Origin of the sequence: Pseudomonas sp. MYb118, assembly GCF_040947875.1 — a bacterium.
GTDB lineage: Bacteria > Pseudomonadota > Gammaproteobacteria > Pseudomonadales > Pseudomonadaceae > Aquipseudomonas.
This window is the reverse complement of record NZ_JBFRXN010000001.1, coordinates 424028-440972: the sequence shown is the minus strand read 5'-3', so window position 1 is coordinate 440972 and position 16945 is coordinate 424028. Positions and strand designations below refer to the sequence as shown.

The 16945-nt window shown below is 61.1% G+C and carries 13 protein-coding genes, 1 tRNA gene and 1 pseudogene; 10 read left to right on the top strand and 5 right to left on the bottom strand.

The window, feature by feature from the left end:
• The first annotated feature begins 182 nt into the window (after positions 1-182).
• Both ABVN20_RS02040 and ABVN20_RS02035 read left to right on the top strand, forming a co-directional pair.
• Entirely contained in the window at positions 183-1232 is a 1050-nt protein-coding gene (locus ABVN20_RS02040; protein WP_368553680.1) for an HlyD family secretion protein, read from the top strand.
• Between the two features lie 49 nt (positions 1233-1281).
• The gene (locus tag ABVN20_RS02035) at positions 1282-2772 is read left to right on the top strand and encodes an MDR family MFS transporter (protein WP_368554548.1); all 1491 of its coding nucleotides are present in this window, start codon (positions 1282-1284) and stop codon (positions 2770-2772) included.
• 123 nt (positions 2773-2895) lie between these two features.
• Here the strand turns inward: ABVN20_RS02035 and uvrB are convergent, their stop codons facing one another.
• Positions 2896-4911: an excinuclease ABC subunit UvrB gene (uvrB, locus tag ABVN20_RS02030; RefSeq protein ID WP_368553678.1), complete on the bottom strand. Its 2016-nt coding sequence runs from the start codon at positions 4909-4911 to the stop codon at positions 2896-2898.
• A gap of 337 nt (positions 4912-5248) precedes the next feature.
• Here uvrB and ABVN20_RS02025 point away from each other — a divergent pair, with 337 nt between their 5' ends.
• From ABVN20_RS02025 to ABVN20_RS02015, 3 genes are all read left to right on the top strand, one after another.
• Positions 5249-6445, top strand: coding sequence for an amino acid aminotransferase (locus tag ABVN20_RS02025; RefSeq protein ID WP_368553676.1), 1197 nt, complete (start codon positions 5249-5251; stop codon positions 6443-6445).
• Positions 6446-6571: 126 nt separating this feature from the next.
• Positions 6572-6781: a hypothetical protein gene (locus ABVN20_RS02020; protein WP_368553674.1), complete on the top strand. Its 210-nt coding sequence runs from the start codon at positions 6572-6574 to the stop codon at positions 6779-6781.
• A gap of 80 nt (positions 6782-6861) precedes the next feature.
• A tRNA-Asn gene (locus ABVN20_RS02015) sits at positions 6862-6937 on the top strand.
• A 49-nt stretch (positions 6938-6986) separates the two neighbouring features.
• Here ABVN20_RS02015 and ABVN20_RS02010 read toward each other — a convergent pair.
• Positions 6987-7919, bottom strand: a complete 933-nt coding sequence (locus ABVN20_RS02010) for an AraC family transcriptional regulator (protein ID WP_368553672.1) — start codon at positions 7917-7919, stop codon at positions 6987-6989.
• 577 nt (positions 7920-8496) lie between these two features.
• Here ABVN20_RS02010 and ABVN20_RS02005 point away from each other — a divergent pair.
• From ABVN20_RS02005 to ABVN20_RS01990, 4 genes are all read left to right on the top strand, one after another.
• Positions 8497-9837 (top strand): MFS transporter, encoded by a 1341-nt coding sequence (locus ABVN20_RS02005; protein ID WP_368553670.1) that lies wholly within the window; start codon positions 8497-8499, stop codon positions 9835-9837.
• 99 nt (positions 9838-9936) lie between these two features.
• Complete coding sequence (locus ABVN20_RS02000; protein WP_368553669.1) at positions 9937-10629, top strand: fumarylacetoacetate hydrolase family protein; 693 nt, start codon at positions 9937-9939, stop codon at positions 10627-10629.
• A 42-nt stretch (positions 10630-10671) separates the two neighbouring features.
• Positions 10672-11430, top strand: a complete 759-nt coding sequence (locus tag ABVN20_RS01995) for an SDR family oxidoreductase (protein ID WP_368553667.1) — start codon at positions 10672-10674, stop codon at positions 11428-11430.
• A 32-nt stretch (positions 11431-11462) separates the two neighbouring features.
• Positions 11463-12419 carry a 2-hydroxyacid dehydrogenase gene (locus tag ABVN20_RS01990; protein ID WP_368553665.1) on the top strand — a complete coding sequence of 319 codons (957 nt, stop codon included), beginning with the start codon at positions 11463-11465 and terminating at the stop codon, positions 12417-12419.
• A 45-nt stretch (positions 12420-12464) separates the two neighbouring features.
• Here ABVN20_RS01990 and ABVN20_RS01985 read toward each other — a convergent pair whose 3' ends face one another.
• Both ABVN20_RS01985 and ABVN20_RS01980 read right to left on the bottom strand, forming a co-directional pair.
• Positions 12465-13766: an Nramp family divalent metal transporter gene (locus tag ABVN20_RS01985; protein ID WP_368553663.1), complete on the bottom strand. Its 1302-nt coding sequence runs from the start codon at positions 13764-13766 to the stop codon at positions 12465-12467.
• Between the two features lie 219 nt (positions 13767-13985).
• On the bottom strand, positions 13986-14267 hold the full coding sequence (locus tag ABVN20_RS01980) for a hypothetical protein (RefSeq protein WP_368554574.1): 282 nt from the start codon (positions 14265-14267) through the stop codon (positions 13986-13988).
• On the opposite strand from ABVN20_RS01980, the pseudogene ABVN20_RS01975 reads away from it, so the two are divergent.
• Positions 14148-15144: pseudogene (locus ABVN20_RS01975) on the top strand (lactonase family protein). The gene ABVN20_RS01980 and the pseudogene ABVN20_RS01975 sit on opposite strands and share 120 nt — an antisense overlap.
• Positions 15145-15374: 230 nt before the next feature.
• Here ABVN20_RS01975 and ABVN20_RS01970 read toward each other — a convergent pair.
• Positions 15375-16895 carry a nucleobase:cation symporter-2 family protein gene (locus ABVN20_RS01970; RefSeq protein ID WP_368553662.1) on the bottom strand — a complete coding sequence of 507 codons (1521 nt, stop codon included), beginning with the start codon at positions 16893-16895 and terminating at the stop codon, positions 15375-15377.
• Between the last annotated feature and the right edge of the window lie 50 nt (positions 16896-16945).

Genomic DNA, 16945 nt, shown 5'->3' with positions numbered 1-16945 from the left:
GTTAACAGGCGTTGACCGCCCGGCTCCAGTGAGCAGGGCATTTAAGCCAAGTTTGCGTCTACATCGGGCCCTGGCCTGGATGAATGACCGAATATCAGCAGATGGCATTTACCCACTATTGGCTGTATGCCAAATTCGCCTGCTGATAACTTTCCTTACAATTTCTCGACTACAGTTTGCCCATGCCTGCCCAACTCAAGCGTCGCCTGTTCATTTTCCTGCTGATCGTCCTGCTGGTTGCCGGGGGCTTTTTCGCCCACTGGTTCTTCAAAGGACGGTTTTATGAAAGCACCGACAACGCCTATGTCCAGGGCGAGATCACCCGCGTGTCGAGCCAGTTGGGCGCGCGCATCGACGAAGTGCTGGTGCAAGATAACCAGCACGTCGAAAAGGGCCAGTTGCTGATCAAACTGGAGGTCGATGATTTCCAGCTCGCGGTCGACCGCGCCAATGCCGCGCTCGCCACCCGCGAGGCCGAACGCCTGCAAGCGCAGAGCAAGTTGACCCAGCAGGCCAGCCTGATCGCCGCCAGTGATGCGCAGGTGGCCTCCAGCCAGGCCAGCCTGGGCCGTTCGCAGATCGACCTGTCCCGGGCGCAAGCGCTGCGCAAGCCGGGTTACGTCTCCGAGGAACGGGTCACCACCCTCTCCGCCGACAATCACATTGCCCGCTCGCAAGTCAGCAAGGCCCAGGCCGATGCGCAAAGCCAGCGCCAGCAGGTCGCGTCCCTGACCGCGGAAATCAAGCGCCTCGACGCGATGATCAACAATGCCCGCACCGACCTGGCCCAGGCCGAACTGAACCTGACCCGCAGCGAAATCCACGCGCCTATCAGCGGCCTGATCGGCCAGCGGGCCGCGCGCAATGGCCAGTACGTGCAGGCCGGCGCCTACCTGCTGTCGATCGTCCCCGACGAGGACATCTGGATCCAGGCCAACTTCAAGGAAACCCAGATCGGCCACATGCAGCCCGGCCAGAAGGCCGAGCTGACCTTCGATGCCTACAGCGACACGCCGATCCAGGCGCGGGTCGACAGCCTGTTCGCCGCCTCGGGCGCGCAGTTCAGCCTGCTGCCGCCGGACAATGCCACGGGCAACTTCACCAAAGTCGTACAACGGATTCCGGTAAAACTGACCTTTGCCGCCGACAACCCGCTGCACGGCAAGATTCGCCCGGGCATGTCGGTCACCGCGACAGTGAATATCCAAGACAGCCCAGACAATGGCCGGTGATCAACTGCTCCGCCCGGTCGGCGAACCGACCCGGCGGGACTGGATCGCGGTGATGAGCGTGATGCTCGGCGCCTTCATGGCGGTGCTCGACATCCAGATCACCAACTCCTCGCTCAAGGACATCCAGGGCGCTCTGTCGGCGACCCTGGAGGAAGGCTCGTGGATTTCCACCTCGTACCTGGTGGCGGAAATCATCATGATCCCGCTGACGGCGTGGCTGGTGCAGTTGCTGTCGGCACGGCGCCTGGCGGTGTGGGTGTCTCTGGGGTTTCTCGTCGCGTCGCTGCTCTGCTCCATGGCCTGGAGCCTGGAAAGCATGATTGTATTCCGGGCGTTGCAGGGCTTTACCGGCGGTGCGCTGATCCCGTTGGCCTTCACTCTGACCCTGATAAAACTGCCCGAACACCACCGCGCCAAAGGCATGGCCATGTTCGCCATGACCGCCACCTTCGCCCCGTCCATCGGCCCAACACTGGGCGGCTGGCTCACGGAGAACTGGGGCTGGGAATACATCTTCTACATCAACATACCGCCGGGCCTGATCATGATCGCCGGCCTGATGTACGGCCTTGAGAAGAAAGAAGCGCACTGGGAACTGCTGAAAAGCACCGACTACACCGGGATTGTCACCCTTGGTGTCGGCCTCGGCTGCCTGCAGGTGTTTCTTGAGGAGGGCCATCGCAAGGACTGGCTGGAATCGGAGCTGATCGTCACCCTGGGCAGCATCGCCCTGATCAGCCTGATTACGTTCGTAATCGTGCAGTTTTCCAAGCCCAACCCGCTGATCAACCTGGGCATCCTCGGCAATCGCAACTTCGGCCTGTCGAGCATTTCCAGCCTGGGCATGGGCGTCGGGTTGTATGGCTCGATCTACCTGTTGCCGCTGTACCTGGCGCAGATCCAGAACTACAACGCCCTGCAGATCGGCGAAGTGATCATGTGGATGGGGGTGCCGCAGCTGTTTTTGATCCCGCTGGTGCCGAAACTGATGAGGTACGTGTCGCCGAAATGGCTGTGTACCGTAGGTTTCGGGCTGTTCGGGCTGGCGAGTTTTTCCTCGGGCGTGTTGAACCCGGACTTCGCCGGGCCGCAGTTCAACCAGATCCAGATCATCCGCGCCCTGGGCCAGCCGTTGATCATGGTGACCATCTCGCTGATCGCCACGGCTTATATCCTGCCGCAGGACGCGGGGTCGGCGTCGAGCCTGTTCAACATCCTGCGTAACCTGGGCGGCGCCATCGGCATCGCCCTCCTCGCCACCTTGCTGGATGCGCGGACCAAGACCTACTTCGATTATCTGCGTGAAGCGATCGTGCCGACCAACCCGCAGGTGGCCGAGCGTCTCGCGTCATTGAGCGACCGGCTGGGCAGTGAAACGGCAGCGCTGGGCAAGCTCAGCGAGATCGCCCACCAGCAGGCGTCGATCATGGCCTACAACGATGCGTTTCATTTTGTCGGGATTGCGCTGGGGATCAGCATGGTGGCGGTGTTGTTGACCCGGAAGTTGCCGGTGGGGCTCAAGGCTGGGGAGGCGCATTGAGTTTTGCGGTGTCTTTACCGGCCTCATCGCGAGCAAGCTCGCTCCTACAGGGTTTTGTGATCACCACAGAACCCTGTAGGAGCGAGCTTGCTCGCGATGAGGCCAGCAGCTACAGCACAAAACTCAGACGGTAATCAGACGCTCGCGCAACTTGGCAATCTCATCACGCATCTGCGCCGCCGCTTCGAACTCCAGGTCGCGAGCCAGCTGATACATCTTCTCTTCCAGCCCCTTGATCCGCTTGGTGATCTCACCCGGCGAGCGCAGTTCGGCTTCGTACTTGGCGCTTTCCTCGGCGGCCTTGGCCATGCCCTTGCGCTTCTTGCTGCGCGAGCCGGGCACGGTGGCGCCTTCCATGATGTCGGCGACGTCTTTTTTCACGCCTTGGGGGATGATGCCGTGGGCCTCGTTGAAGGCGATCTGCTTGTCGCGCCGGCGCTCGGTTTCGCCGATCGCGCGCTCCATCGAACCGGTCATGTTGTCGGCATACAGGATGGCCCGGCCATTGAGGTTACGCGCCGCCCGGCCGATGGTCTGGATCAGCGAGCGTTCGGAACGCAGGAAGCCTTCCTTGTCGGCATCGAGGATCGCCACCAGCGACACTTCCGGCATGTCCAGGCCTTCGCGCAGCAGGTTGATCCCCACCAGCACGTCGAAGGTACCCAGGCGCAGGTCGCGGATGATCTCGACGCGCTCCACGGTGTCGATGTCCGAGTGCAGGTAGCGCACGCGCACACCGTGATCGGCCAGGTAATCGGTCAGGTCTTCAGCCATGCGCTTGGTCAGCGTGGTGACCAGCACCCGCTCCTCGACCGCCACGCGTTTGGTGATTTCCGAGAGCAGGTCGTCGACCTGGGTCAGGGCCGGGCGGACTTCGATCTGCGGGTCCACCAGGCCGGTGGGCCGCACCACCATGTCGATCACGCGCCCGGCGTGTTCGGCCTCGTAATTGCCCGGCGTCGCCGAGACGAAAATGGTCTGCGGACTCACCCCTTCCCACTCGTCGAAGCGCATCGGCCGGTTGTCCAGCGCCGAAGGCAGGCGGAAACCGTACTCCACCAGCGTCTCCTTGCGTGAGCGGTCGCCTTTGTACATGGCGCCGACCTGAGGCACGCTGACGTGGGATTCGTCGATCACCAGCAAGGCGTCAGCAGGCAGGTAATCGTAGAGCGTCGGTGGCGCGGCGCCGGCCGGGCGCCCGGACAGGTAGCGCGAGTAGTTTTCGATGCCGTTGCAGTAACCCAGCTCGAGGATCATCTCCAGGTCGAAACGGGTGCGCTGTTCCAGGCGCTGGGCCTCCACCAGCTTGTTGTTGGTGCGCAGGTATTCCAGGCGCTCCTGCAACTCGACCTTGATGCCCTCGACGGCATCGAGCAGGGTTTCCCGTGGCGTGACGTAGTGGCTCTTGGGGTAGAAGGTGAAACGCGGCAGCTTGCGCAGGACTTCGCCGGTCAGCGGGTCGAACGCCGAAATGCTTTCCACCTCGTCGTCGAACAGCTCGATGCGGATCGCCTCGAAATCCGATTCCGCCGGGTGGATGTCGATCACGTCGCCGCGCACACGGAAGGTCGCACGGGCGAAGTCCATGTCGTTGCGGGTGTATTGCAGGTCGGCCAGGCGGCGCAGCAAGGCGCGCTGATCGAGCTTGTCGCCGCGATCCACGTGCAGGACCATTTTCAGGTAGGTTTCCGGGCTGCCCAGGCCGTAGATGCACGACACGGTGGTGACGATGATCGCGTCCTTGCGCTCCAGCAACGCCTTGGTCGCGGACAGGCGCATCTGCTCGATATGGTCGTTGATCGAGGCGTCCTTCTCGATGAAGGTGTCCGAGGACGGCACGTAGGCTTCGGGCTGGTAGTAGTCGTAGTAGGAGACGAAGTATTCGACGGCGTTGTTGGGGAAAAACGCCTTGAACTCACCATACAACTGCGCGGCCAGGGTCTTGTTCGGCGCCAGCACCAGCGTCGGGCGCTGCACCTGGGCAATCACGTTGGCGATGCTGAACGTCTTGCCCGAACCGGTTACGCCGAGCAGCGTCTGGTGCGCCAGCCCGGCTTCGATACCCTCGACCATCAGGCGAATGGCTTCCGGCTGGTCGCCGGCGGGTTGGAAGCGGGTGACTAGCTCGAATTCAGACATGAAATACCCCTGGGTCGCGCCCGTCCGGGCAAACCGGACAGCAACGAAAAAGACCGCAAACGACCGAAGTCGCCCGAGGAAAAAACTGGATTGGGCTCAATGTGGAGTCGATTGCTCGCTCTTTCAAGGCAAACGTCCTACATCCCTTAAAGACTATGACGCGGCCAATCGACTAACGGTCGAAAAATAATCGGAAAAACTTACGCCAAAAGCCGATTCCGCTGTCGCCATCACTCGCCGATGGCCTCTATACTAGCTCCCCGTTTGTGCACCGCTCTAGTGCATTCGGCTGGAGCGCGACACGTCCCTCCACACTCCATTCAGAGCCGCCGCAAAAATGAGCCTGTTCTCCGCTGTCGAAATGGCACCACGCGATCCAATCCTGGGCCTCAACGAAGCATTCAACGCCGATACCCGTACCAGCAAGGTCAACCTGGGGGTCGGTGTTTACTGCAACGAGGAGGGGCGAATTCCACTCCTGCGCGCCGTTGTCGAAGCCGAGACGATTCGCGTCGCTCAACACGCTTCCCGTGGTTACCTGCCAATCGACGGTATTGCCGCCTATGACCAGGCCGTGCAAAAACTGCTGTTCGGCAACGACTCGCCACTGCTGGCCGCTGGCCGCGTGGTCACCACCCAGGCCGTTGGCGGCACCGGTGCCCTGAAGATCGGCGCTGACTTCCTCAAGCAACTGCTGCCCAACGCGGTCGTGGCGATCAGCGACCCAAGCTGGGAAAACCACCGCGCCCTGTTCGAAACCGCTGGCTTCCCGGTGCAGAACTATCGCTACTACAACGCTGCGACCCACGACGTCAACCGCGCCGGCCTGCTCGAAGACCTGAACGCCCTGCCGTCCGGCTCCATCGTTGTGCTGCACGCCTGCTGCCACAACCCGACCGGTGTGGACCTGAGCCCGGCGGACTGGAACAACGTCCTGGACGTGGTGAAAGCCAAGGGTCACGTACCTTTCCTCGACATGGCCTACCAGGGCTTTGGCGACGGTATCGACGAAGACGCGGCGGCCGTGCGCCTGTTCGCCGAGTCGGGCCTGACTTTCTTCGTCTCCAGCTCGTTCTCCAAGTCCTTCTCGCTGTACGGCGAGCGCGTGGGTGCCCTGTCGATCGTCAGCGAATCGAAAGAAGAAAGCGCGCGCGTGCTGTCGCAGGTCAAGCGCGTGATCCGCACCAACTACTCCAACCCGCCCACCCATGGCGCGAGCATCGTCGCCGCCGTGTTGAACAGCCCGGAACTGCGTGCGCAGTGGGAAGCCGAACTGGCCGAGATGCGCCTGCGCATCAAGGGCATGCGCAACCAGATGGTTGACCTGCTGGCCAAAAATGCCCCGCAACGCGACTTCAGCTTCGTCGGTCGCCAGCGCGGCATGTTCTCCTACTCGGGTCTGACCGTTGAACAGGTGCACCGCCTGCGCAACGAATTCGGCATCTACGCCCTGGACACCGGCCGCATCTGCGTGGCCGCGCTGAACCAGAGCAACATTGATGTCGTCACCAAGGCGATCGTCGCGGTGATCTGAGCCGTACGGTGACAAGGCAACTGTAGGAGCGAGCTTGCTCGCGATGCGGTTTTTCATTCAACATCGTTGACGAATGACCCACCGCATCGCGAGCAAGCTCGCTCCTACAGGTCTTGTGGAGACTCCATGAAAAACGACAACCTGCGCGCCGACCGCGATGACCGCGACGATCTGGATGACTTCATCCCCCGCCCTGCTGCCAAGCGCTCCAACAACCTGGTGATGCAGGTGGCCGCCGGTGTGTTTCTCGGTGGCCTGGCCCTGTGGCTGGTGCAACTGGCCGCGACGGCGCTGTACGCCAAACTGATGCTCGGCACGATCACGTTCGGCGGTTGAACACCGTTTGTCCCGAAGATTGCCCCGATTTGCCAACTGGCGCTTGACTTCTCTTTTTGAATCAGTAAGATACGCGCAATTCCGCGATAGCTCAGTTGGTAGAGCAAGTGACTGTTAATCACTGGGTCCCTGGTTCGAGTCCAGGTCGTGGAGCCAGATCAAAAAACCCGCCTTATGGCGGGTTTTTTCGTTTTCGCGTCGCGCATCAGGTATTCAACGGCGACTGCGGTGTGTCCGGGTTGAGTTGCTGACGGCGAAATTGCCCAGGAGGCTGGCCGTGGATCTGACGAAAGCGCCGCGAAAAGTAAGCTTCGTCGGCGAAACCGCACAATCGCGCCACCTCCCCTACCGGCCGCGTGCCGTTGAGCAGGTAATTACGGGCCGCGTGCATCCGCCGCTCCAGCACCAGCTCGGTAAAGGTCTTGCCGACTTCCTTGCGCAACCAGTGGGTCAGGTAGGTCGGTGACAGGTAAGTCGCCGCGGCGACCTTGATCAGGTTGAGGTCCGGGTCGGCGATGTTCTTGCGCAAATATTCGGACATCCGGCTCAGCGCATCACGCCGGCTGACTTCGGCGGCGTTCTCTTCGGCCAGGCGCTTGAGCGGTTCGGCATACAAGGCACACACACTCCCCACCAGTTGCAGCAGCAAACCCTTGAGCATCTCGCGGGTGCCGAATTGCCGGTTCTCGTCGAGCACACGCATTTGCTCGATCAGACCGCAGACTTTGCTGAAATCCTCATCGCCGAGGATGAAGTCCAGGTGCTCCTGAAAGCGAAATGGCGACAATTCGGGCGCCAGCAGAATCGACACTTCCTCCAGATCCATCGGGTCGCACTGCAAGTGCGGCAGCAGGAAGGTCTGGGAAAAATTGATCACCATGAAATTGCTGTCGGCCGGATGCGGAATCACGTGCACCCGATGCGGCAGGATGAAGGCCAGGGTATTGCGCGGGAACGGACGCTCGACGTTGCCGATGTGCTGCACGGTGTCGCCACCGAGGTTGATCTGAATCTGGAAGTACTCATGACGATGGGGGCTGGTTTCGGCACGCCGGCCCTTTTTGTCGCGGATGTAAAAGTCCGTCAGCTCGCTGCGTTGCTGCATGACGTAGGTGGGTACTCGACTCGGTAACGACATCGGCTGAGGGTCCTCGACAGGTACATGGACAGCTTGTCGTCGCCCCGCGATGGAGACGACGACAGAGGGATTGTGACGGTGAATCCGGCCACGTTTCAACAGCTCATAGGATGACGCAGGCCTCGACGGATAATTTGTATCCGTGAGTGGAAATTTTTCCTGTCCAAAAAACCGGCCTCGATCTTTATTTTTTATTTGAATAAAAACAACAAGTTATAAATATACCAAGGCTAAAAGCGTTGGCGCACTTTCTTGGACAGGCATATTGATCACGGTTTTCATGCGAAAAAACGATCTAACGCCTCCGTTGATTTTGGAAGGTTGTACGACCACTGTGGCAGGCAATGCAGCCCGACCCATCCAAAAACAATCATTAGGTGCGCACATCATGAACCTGCTTTTTTCCCTCACCGACCCGCCCGACCTCTCCTTGAATCCGCCTTGTCGGAACATGTCCTCGGACACCTGACACCGGCTGTCCGCGCCGCTTTTGCAAACCACGCTGTTCCCGACCGGGAGCAACGGGCTCGGCTGCGCGCAGATATCTCGATTCTTCTAACAATAACGAGGTCTACCCATGTCCAACTCCACCACTTCCACGGCGACGGCGACGGCCGGCGTCCGCGATGCCGCCCCTACCCAGCGACTGCCGACACGTCGACGCTGGTTCATGCTGTCGCTGCTGCTGATCGCCACCATCATCAACTACATCGACCGGGTGAACATCTCGATTGCGGCGCCGTTCATGGCCAAGGACCTGGGCCTGGACAAGATCGAAATGGGCCTGATCTTTTCCGCGTTCGCCTGGACTTACGCCCTCGCGCTGGTGCCTGCCGGATTCATCGCCGACCGCTTCGGTTCCAGGTTGACCTATGGGGTGTCGCTGATCAGTTGGTCGACCGTCACTGTGCTGCAAGGCTTCGCCACAGGGTTTGCATCCTTGTTCGGCCTGCGCCTGGCCGTCGGTGCGATGGAGGCGCCGGCCTTTCCGGCCAATAGCCGCGCAGTGACCGTGTGGTTCCCGGCGCGCGAACGCGGGATGGCCAGCAGCATTTACGTGTGCGGTCAGTATCTGGGCACCGCCCTGTTCACCGGCGCATTGCTCTGGCTGGCGACCACCTTCGACTGGCGCCATGTGTTCTACAGCACCGGGTTGCTGGGCATCGTGTTCGGGGTGATCTGGCTGTTCCTGTACCGCGACCCGCTGAGCTGCAAGAAAGTCAGCAAGGAAGAACTGAAATACATCGAAAACGGTGGCGGCCTGGTCAAGAGCAGCCAGGAGCGTACCCGCTTCAACTGGCGGCAAATCGCCGAACTGTTCAGCTATCGGCAGATCTGGGCGATTTGCATTGGCAAGTTCGCCAGCACCTCGGCGCTGTACTTCTTCCTGACCTGGTTCCCGACCTACCTGATCGAGGAACGGCAACTGACCACCATCAAGGCCGGGATCTTTGCCGTGATGCCATTCGTGGGTGCAACGGTGGGCATTCTGCTGGCCGGGATCGTCTCGGACCTGCTGATCCGCCGCGGATACTCCATGTCCTTCGCGCGCAAATTGCCGCTGGTGGTCGGCTCGATGCTGGGGATGTCGATCGTCCTGGTGAACTTTACCGACTCGAACGTGATCTGCATCGCCATCCTGACCCTCGCCTTCTTCGCCCAGGGCATCGCCTCTTCATCGTGGGCGGCCGTATCGGAAGTCGCGCCCAAGGAATTGATCGGCCTGACCGGCGGGGTCACAAGCCTGGCCGCCAACATCGGCGGCATCGTCACCCCGATCGTGATCGGCGCAATCGTCCAGGCGACGGGCTCCTTCGCCTGGGCCTTCTGGTTCATCGGTGGTGTAGCGCTGATGGGCACCTTGTCCTATTCGCTGCTGCTCGGCCGGCTGTACCGCATCGAACTCAAGGCCCGCTGATTCAAGAAAAGCGTTTTTCTCCAAGACGAGGCGGCATTCGTCCAACTTCACCCGCGATTGCCGCCGTACGCTGATGCTTCCTACAGGACCGACACCAGGATGAACATGACCGAGTACGTTTTTACCCCCGATCTGCCCGTGACCCTGCCAGTCGCCGGCAGCCAGCAGCGTTTTCCCGTGGGCCGGGTCTTTTGCGTCGGTCGCAACTACCCCTGGCCTGACACCCAGGGCCAGTCCCGCCTGCCACCGGTGTTTTTCATGAAACCGGCAAGCAATGTGGTGGACGCGCAGGGTGAAATCGCCTTCCCGCCCTTGACCGAAGAGTTCGCCCACGAGATCGAACTGGTGGTCGCCATTGGCGAGGGTGGCGCCAATATTCCCGAGGATCAGGCACTGGCGTACGTCTGGGGTTACGGCGCGGGCCTGGACCTGACGCGTCGAGACGTCCAGCGCGCTGCCAAAAGCAGTGGCATGCCGTGGGAAGGCGCCAAGGTATTCGACGGCGCCGCCCCCATCACCGCCATCGTACCGGTCTCCCGTGCCGGACACCCCGACGGCGAGCTGTGGCTGAACGTCAACGGCCAGGAACGCCAACGCGACAGCCTCGACAGCCAGATCTGGTCAGCCGCCGAAATCATCAGCCGCATCTCCCAGTCCGTGGCCCTGCGGGCCGGCGATCTGATCATGACCGGCAGCCCGGCCGGCGTCGATGTGCTGCAACCCGGCGACATCGTCAACGCAGGCATCGACGGCATCGGCCAGATCGAAATGCGCGTCGGCCCGCGCCCCTGAACCACCACACGCTCCAGTGAATTGAAAAAAGGAAATAACAACATGACCCATCCTTTGAAAGTCGCCCTGGTAACCGGTGCCGGCAGCGGAATCGGCCGCGCCGTGGCCCTTGGCCTGATGGCCGACGGATTCACCGTGGTGCTCGCCGGACGCCGGCCAGAGCCCTTGCTGGAGTTGGCGGAACTGGCGGCTGTCGACGGCCACCAGGCACTGGCGGTGCCTACCGATGTCCGCGATCCGGCCAGCGTCGATGCGCTGTTCGCCGAGATCACCGTGAAATACGGACGCCTGGACGTGGTGTTCAACAATGCCGGAGTCAACGCCCCTGCCGTGCCCCTGGATGAACTGACGTTCGAGCAGTGGCGAAATGTGATCGACACCAACCTCAACGGCGTTTTCCTCTGCGCCCGGGGCGCCTTCGGCCTGATGCGCCGGCAACAGCCCATGGGTGGCCGGATCATCAACAACGGTTCGATCTCGGCCCACACCCCTCGCCCCTTCAGCAGTGCCTACACCGCCAGCAAACATGCGGTGCTGGGGCTGACCAAATCCCTGGCCCTGGACGGGCGCGAATTCAACATTGCCTGCAGCCAGATCGACATCGGCAACGCCCTGACCGAAATGTCGGTGCGCATGACCAAAGGCGTGCGCCAGGCCAACGGCAGCATCGCCGTCGAGCCGATGGTGGATGTGCAGCACGTGGCCGATGCCGTGCGCTACATCGCCGCCCTGCCGTTGTCGGCGAATGTCCTGAACATGACCGTCATGGCCACTGCCATGCCGTTTGCCGGTCGCGGTTGACCGGCCTTTTTATTGCGCTACACGAGGTTCACATGAAGCCAGAAGTCTTGCAGCTCAGCCCGATCCTGATCCCTGAAATCAACACTCGCCTGGGTGAGCTGTTCACCATCAGGCGCTATTTCGAACAGGCCGACAAAGCCGCGTTCATAAAAGAGCATGGTGCCAACATTCGAGGGGTCATCACGGGTGGACACACCGGCATCACCCAGGCCCTGATGGCCCAATTGCCCAAGCTGGAAGTGGTGGCGGTCAACGGCGTGGGCACCGACGCGGTGGATCTGGCTTATGCCAGGGACCGCGGGATTCGCGTGACGGCCACCATCGGTGCCCTGACCGAAGATGTCGCCGACCTCGCCATCGGCCTGTTGATTGCCGTGTGCCGGGGGTTGTGCACCAGTGATCGTTACGTGCGTTCCGGGCAATGGCCCGAAAGCCCGATACCCCTGGCTCCGTTGCCACTGGCACGCCAGGTGTCGGGCATGCGCATCGGCATCGTCGGCATGGGGCGGGTCGGGCGCGCCGTGGCAGCCCGCGCCGCCGCGTTCGGCTGCCCGATCAGCTACACCGATCTGCGGCCGATGAGCGACGTCAATCACGCCTTCGTCGCCGATCTGAAGCAACTGGCCAGTCAGAGTGATGCATTGATTCTGGCCGCCGCTGCCGACAAGGCCGAAGCCATCATCGACGCCGACGTGCTCAAGGCACTGGGTCAGGGTGGTTACTTGATCAACGTGGCCCGGGGCAAGCTGGTCAATGAAGTCGATCTGGTAGCGGCATTGAAGGCGGGAGAGATCGCCGGCGCGGCACTGGATGTGTTTGTCGACGAGCCGCGGGTACCAGAGGCCCTGTTCGGCAATGAACAGGTGGTACTGCAACCTCATCGAGCCAGTGCGACCGTGCAGACCCGCACGCGGATGGGCGAAATGGTGGTGGCGAGCCTGGTGGACAGTTTCGCCGGACGAGTACCGCAGGGCTCGGTAACCGACTGAACCCAGGCCATCGAGGGGGCGTTGCGCCCCCTCGATGATCCGGCATCAGGCGAACAGATCGACGCCCAGCTGGAAGGCGACCCACAGGGCGAGGCCGGTGGCGAACGCCAGTGCGATGTTCTCGAACAGGTTGTTGCGGTATTGCTTGTCCAGCAGCTTCTTCTGGTTGGACATGATCAGCAGACCCAGGGAAATGATCGGCAAACCAATGATGTTCAGCGCGCTGACGCCAATGGTCAGGGTCACGAAGTCCGGCATGCCCGGCATCGACCAGATCAGTGGCGTGACGAGGATGAACAGCATGAACCATTTGTGCATCGGATCATGGTGAAACTCCTTGCCGTACTTGTCGCGACGCTTGGGGAACACGTGCTGGAAGGCATCGGTGATCAGCATCGGGAACGCCGTGGTCTTGCCGGAAATGCTGGCGAACAGCGTGGCGAATACACCGATGAAGAACACGTACCAGCCGATCGGGCCGAAGTAGATTTCCAGCGCCTTGCCCAGGTCACCCAGGGTTTTCACTTCGATACCGTTGGGCCGCAGGATTTCCGCGCCGACGATCCAGATGGCCAGGTTGATGATGATCCCGACGAACACCGCAAACAGCAGGTCGTTGCGTTGAATGCGTTTGTGTTGCGGCCCGATCCAGCCCTTCTGGCGCATGACGTAAGGATGCACGAAGTTGGCGATGGAACCGGCGACCGCGCCGATCACCGACACCGCCACGAGCAACGCGCCATGCACGCCTTCGTCCTTCGGAATGCTGAAACCGATGGTGCCTTTGATGATGCCACCCACGTCGGGGCCGGACATCACCGCCAGGGCAATGAACGCCAGCGTCATGATCGCCAGCAGCAACTTCATCACGCCTTCGATCATCGAGTAGATGTTGCGACCGACCAGCATCCACACCGCCAGGACCACAGCCACCGAGCACAGCAAGGGCTGGTCGATCTTGAACAGCATCGCCAGCGACTCCCCTGCGCCCTTGATCATGTAGGCGTTCATCAGATGCCCCATCAGCAGGGCGTAAACGAGCATGAACCAGGCGAAGAAAGGATTGAGTTGTGCATAACCCTGCAGGATGGTCATGCCCTGGTTATTGCACAGCTGGAAGCGGGCGATGATGTTGACGATGAGGTATCGCAGCAGCAGCGAAACCGCCAGCACCCACATCATCGCGTAACCGTAGTTGGCGCCGGCCACGGACGACGTGATCAGGTCACCCGCGCCCAGCCAGGACAGTACGGCAATGATGCCCGGGCCCAGGAGTTTGAATATTCGTAGAAATCGACTTTGCGCGGGCGCCGCAGCCTGGCCTTCCACGGTGGGAATGCTGGTCATAGAGGGTATCTCCGTTGTTTTTTTTGTGAGAACCCGCGAAGTCGAACACAGTAAGTACGATGTCGTACAACACTTGTTAAAACGAGATTATTTAAAAATATTTCAATTCCTTAGACGCTGTACGGGCATAGCCATTAGCCATCGGCTGGGGATTTCTTCGCTGTCCGGCAAAACAGCCATTGATGTCTGAATGTTTCAGTCATAGGATGACTGATCACATCAATAACAATAAAAGGATCCACTGTGAGTAAATCCCTCCTCCTCGCGGCTGCCGTCGTCGGCGGTCTCAGCCTTCCCGTCCATGCCGCTACCTACGCCTACATCTCCAGTCCGGGTGACGGCCTGATTTCCCAGTACCGGCTCGACCAGAGCAACGGCTCGCTGAAACTGGTCGATCAGGTCAGCGCCGGGGATCAGGTCAACCCCATGGCCATCACGCCCGACGGCAAAGTGTTGTTCGCCGCCCTGCGGGTCAAACCCTTTCAGGTCGTTGGCTACCATATTGAATCCGAAAAGCGGGCACCTGACACCCGCGACCAAGGCACCGCTGGCGCAAAGCATGGCTTACCTGTCTACCGACCGGGATGGGCACTATTTGATGGGTGCCTCCTACGGTGCCGACGCCGTCACCGTGCAAGCCATCGACAAGGCCTACCAGCCCTCCGACACGATCCAGAGCTATGCCACCGGCCCGCATGCCCATTCGGTGCGCACCGACCCAAGCAATCGTTTTGCCTACACCGGCAACCTGGGCGCCGACCGGGTCCTGCAATATCGCCTGGACAGCAAGACCGGCGTACTCACCCCGATTGGCAGCGGCTACGTCAGCGTCCCGGACAACACCGGACCTCGCCACCTGGCCTTTTCCAAAGACGGCAAATACTTGTACGTGGTCGGTGAGATGAGCGGCACGGTGACTGCGTTTTCGATCAACGACAGCACCGGGGCGCTGACTCAGATTGCCGTGGCCAACGGCATTCCCGAGCGCTTGAAACTGGCCCACGGTGAAGTGCGCGATGCGCGCAACAACGACCTCAAGGACGACCCGACACCGCGAATCTGGGCGGCGGACCTGCGCCTTTCGCCCGATGGCAAGCTGTTGTTCATGACCGAGCGCACCAGCAGCTCGGTGTCGGCGTTCGCGGTGGATACGGCCACGGGTGGTTTGCGCTATCTCGAGAACTATCCGGTCGAGGAAAAGCAGCCACGTAACATCGCCTTCTCGCCGAACGGGAAATGGTTGCTGGTGACGGGTGAGAAAAGCGAAAAGGTCGGCACTTATGCGGTCGGCGACCAGGGTGCGCTGAAACGTGTCGGTGAAGCGGCGTCGGGCAAAGGGGCGTTGTGGATCGAGGTGTTGCAGACTTCGGTGGAATGAACCCTGTAGGAGCGAGCTTGCTCGCGATGGTGTTTCGGACACCGCGGGCATTCAGGCGGCCCGCGTTATCGTTGACGACCATCGCGAGCAAGCTCGCTCCTACAGAAGATCAAAAGCCCCTGTGGGAGCGGGCTTGCCCGCGATGGTGGTTCGGACACCACGGGCTTTCAGGCGGCCCGCGTTATCGTTGACGATCATCGCGAGCAAGCTCGCTCCTACAGGGGGTGGGGTCAGGCGTGTTCGCTGCTGTTGGCGTGCATTGGGCGTGGCTCGCCGTGTCCGTGGTCTTCGACTTCGATGACCGGCACTTCCTTGCCGTCGCAGTCGTGCAGCTTGCCTTCGCTGAAGTAATCGCCTTCACGCAAGGCGGCCAGGTCCTGATAGCGCAGGACACGTTCAGTGCCGGCGGCAAACACCGATTGCTGATCCGAGTTACCGGCAGTCAGGTGGTTGAACGTCAGGTTCAGCACAATCGCCATGATCGCCGAAGAACTGATTCCCGAGTGGAAGATCGTGGCGAACCAGCTCGGGAAGTGATCGTAGAAATTCGGCGCGGCAATCGGGATCATGCCGAAACCGATGGAAGTGGCGACGATGATCAGGTTGACGTTGTTGCGGTAGTCGACCTTGGACAACGTGCGAATGCCGCTGGCCGCCACCGTGCCGAACAGCACGATGCCGGCGCCGCCCAGTACGGAGGTCGGCACGGCGGCGATGACCCGACCCATGAACGGCAACAGCCCCAGGATCACCAGGAACAGGCCACCGGTTGCGACCACATATCGGCTCTTGATCCCGGTCACCGCCACCAGCCCGACGTTCTGGGCGAAGGCGCTTTGGGTAAAGGAGCCGAAGATCGGCGCAAGCATGCTCGACAGCATGTCTGCCCGCAGGCCATTGCCCAGGCGCTTGGAGTCGACCTTGGTGCCGATGATTTCACCCACGGCGAGGATGTCCGCGGACGTCTCCACCAGCGTCACCATGACCACGATGCACATCGACAGGATCGCGGCGAAATGGAACGTCGGCATGCCGAAGTGGAACGGCGTCGGGAAGCCGAACATCGGCCCTTCGGTGACGGACGAAAAGTCCGCCATGCCGAGGAACACGGCAATGATCGTCCCGACCACCATGGCCAGCAGGATCGACAAACGGGAAATGCTCGCGCTACCGATCTTGCTCAGCAGCAACACCAGCACCAGCGTCACGGCCGCCAGGCCGATATTGGCCATGCTGCCGAAATCCGGCGCGTGGCTGTTGCCACCCATGGCCCAGCGGGCAGCCACCGGCATCAGCGTCAGGCCGATGGTGGTAATCACGATCCCCGTCACCAGCGGCGGAAAGAACTTGGTAATTCGCGAGAACACCGGGGTGATCAACAAGCCGATCAATGACGCGGCAATCACCGCCCCCAGGATGGCCTGGAACCCGCCCTCTCCGCCCGTGCTGACAATCGCCACCATGGTCGCGACGCCCGAGAACGACACGCCCTGCACCAGCGGCAACTGACAGCCGAAGAACGGCAGACCGAGGGTCTGCAGCAAAGTCGCCAACCCTCCCGCAAACAATGAAGCAGCAATCAACAAACCGATGTCTGCGGCCGAGAGCCCGGCCGCCTGGCCGATGATCAAGGGCACCGCGACGATACCGCCATACATGGTCAGAACATGTTGCAGGCCGTAAGCCATATTCGCGCCGACCCCGAGGTTTTCGTCCTCGGGCCGTTGGAGTGAAACATGGGGCGTTTTCATGATTGGGGGGTTCCCTGATTTTTGTTATAGGGACCACTGTATGCAACATA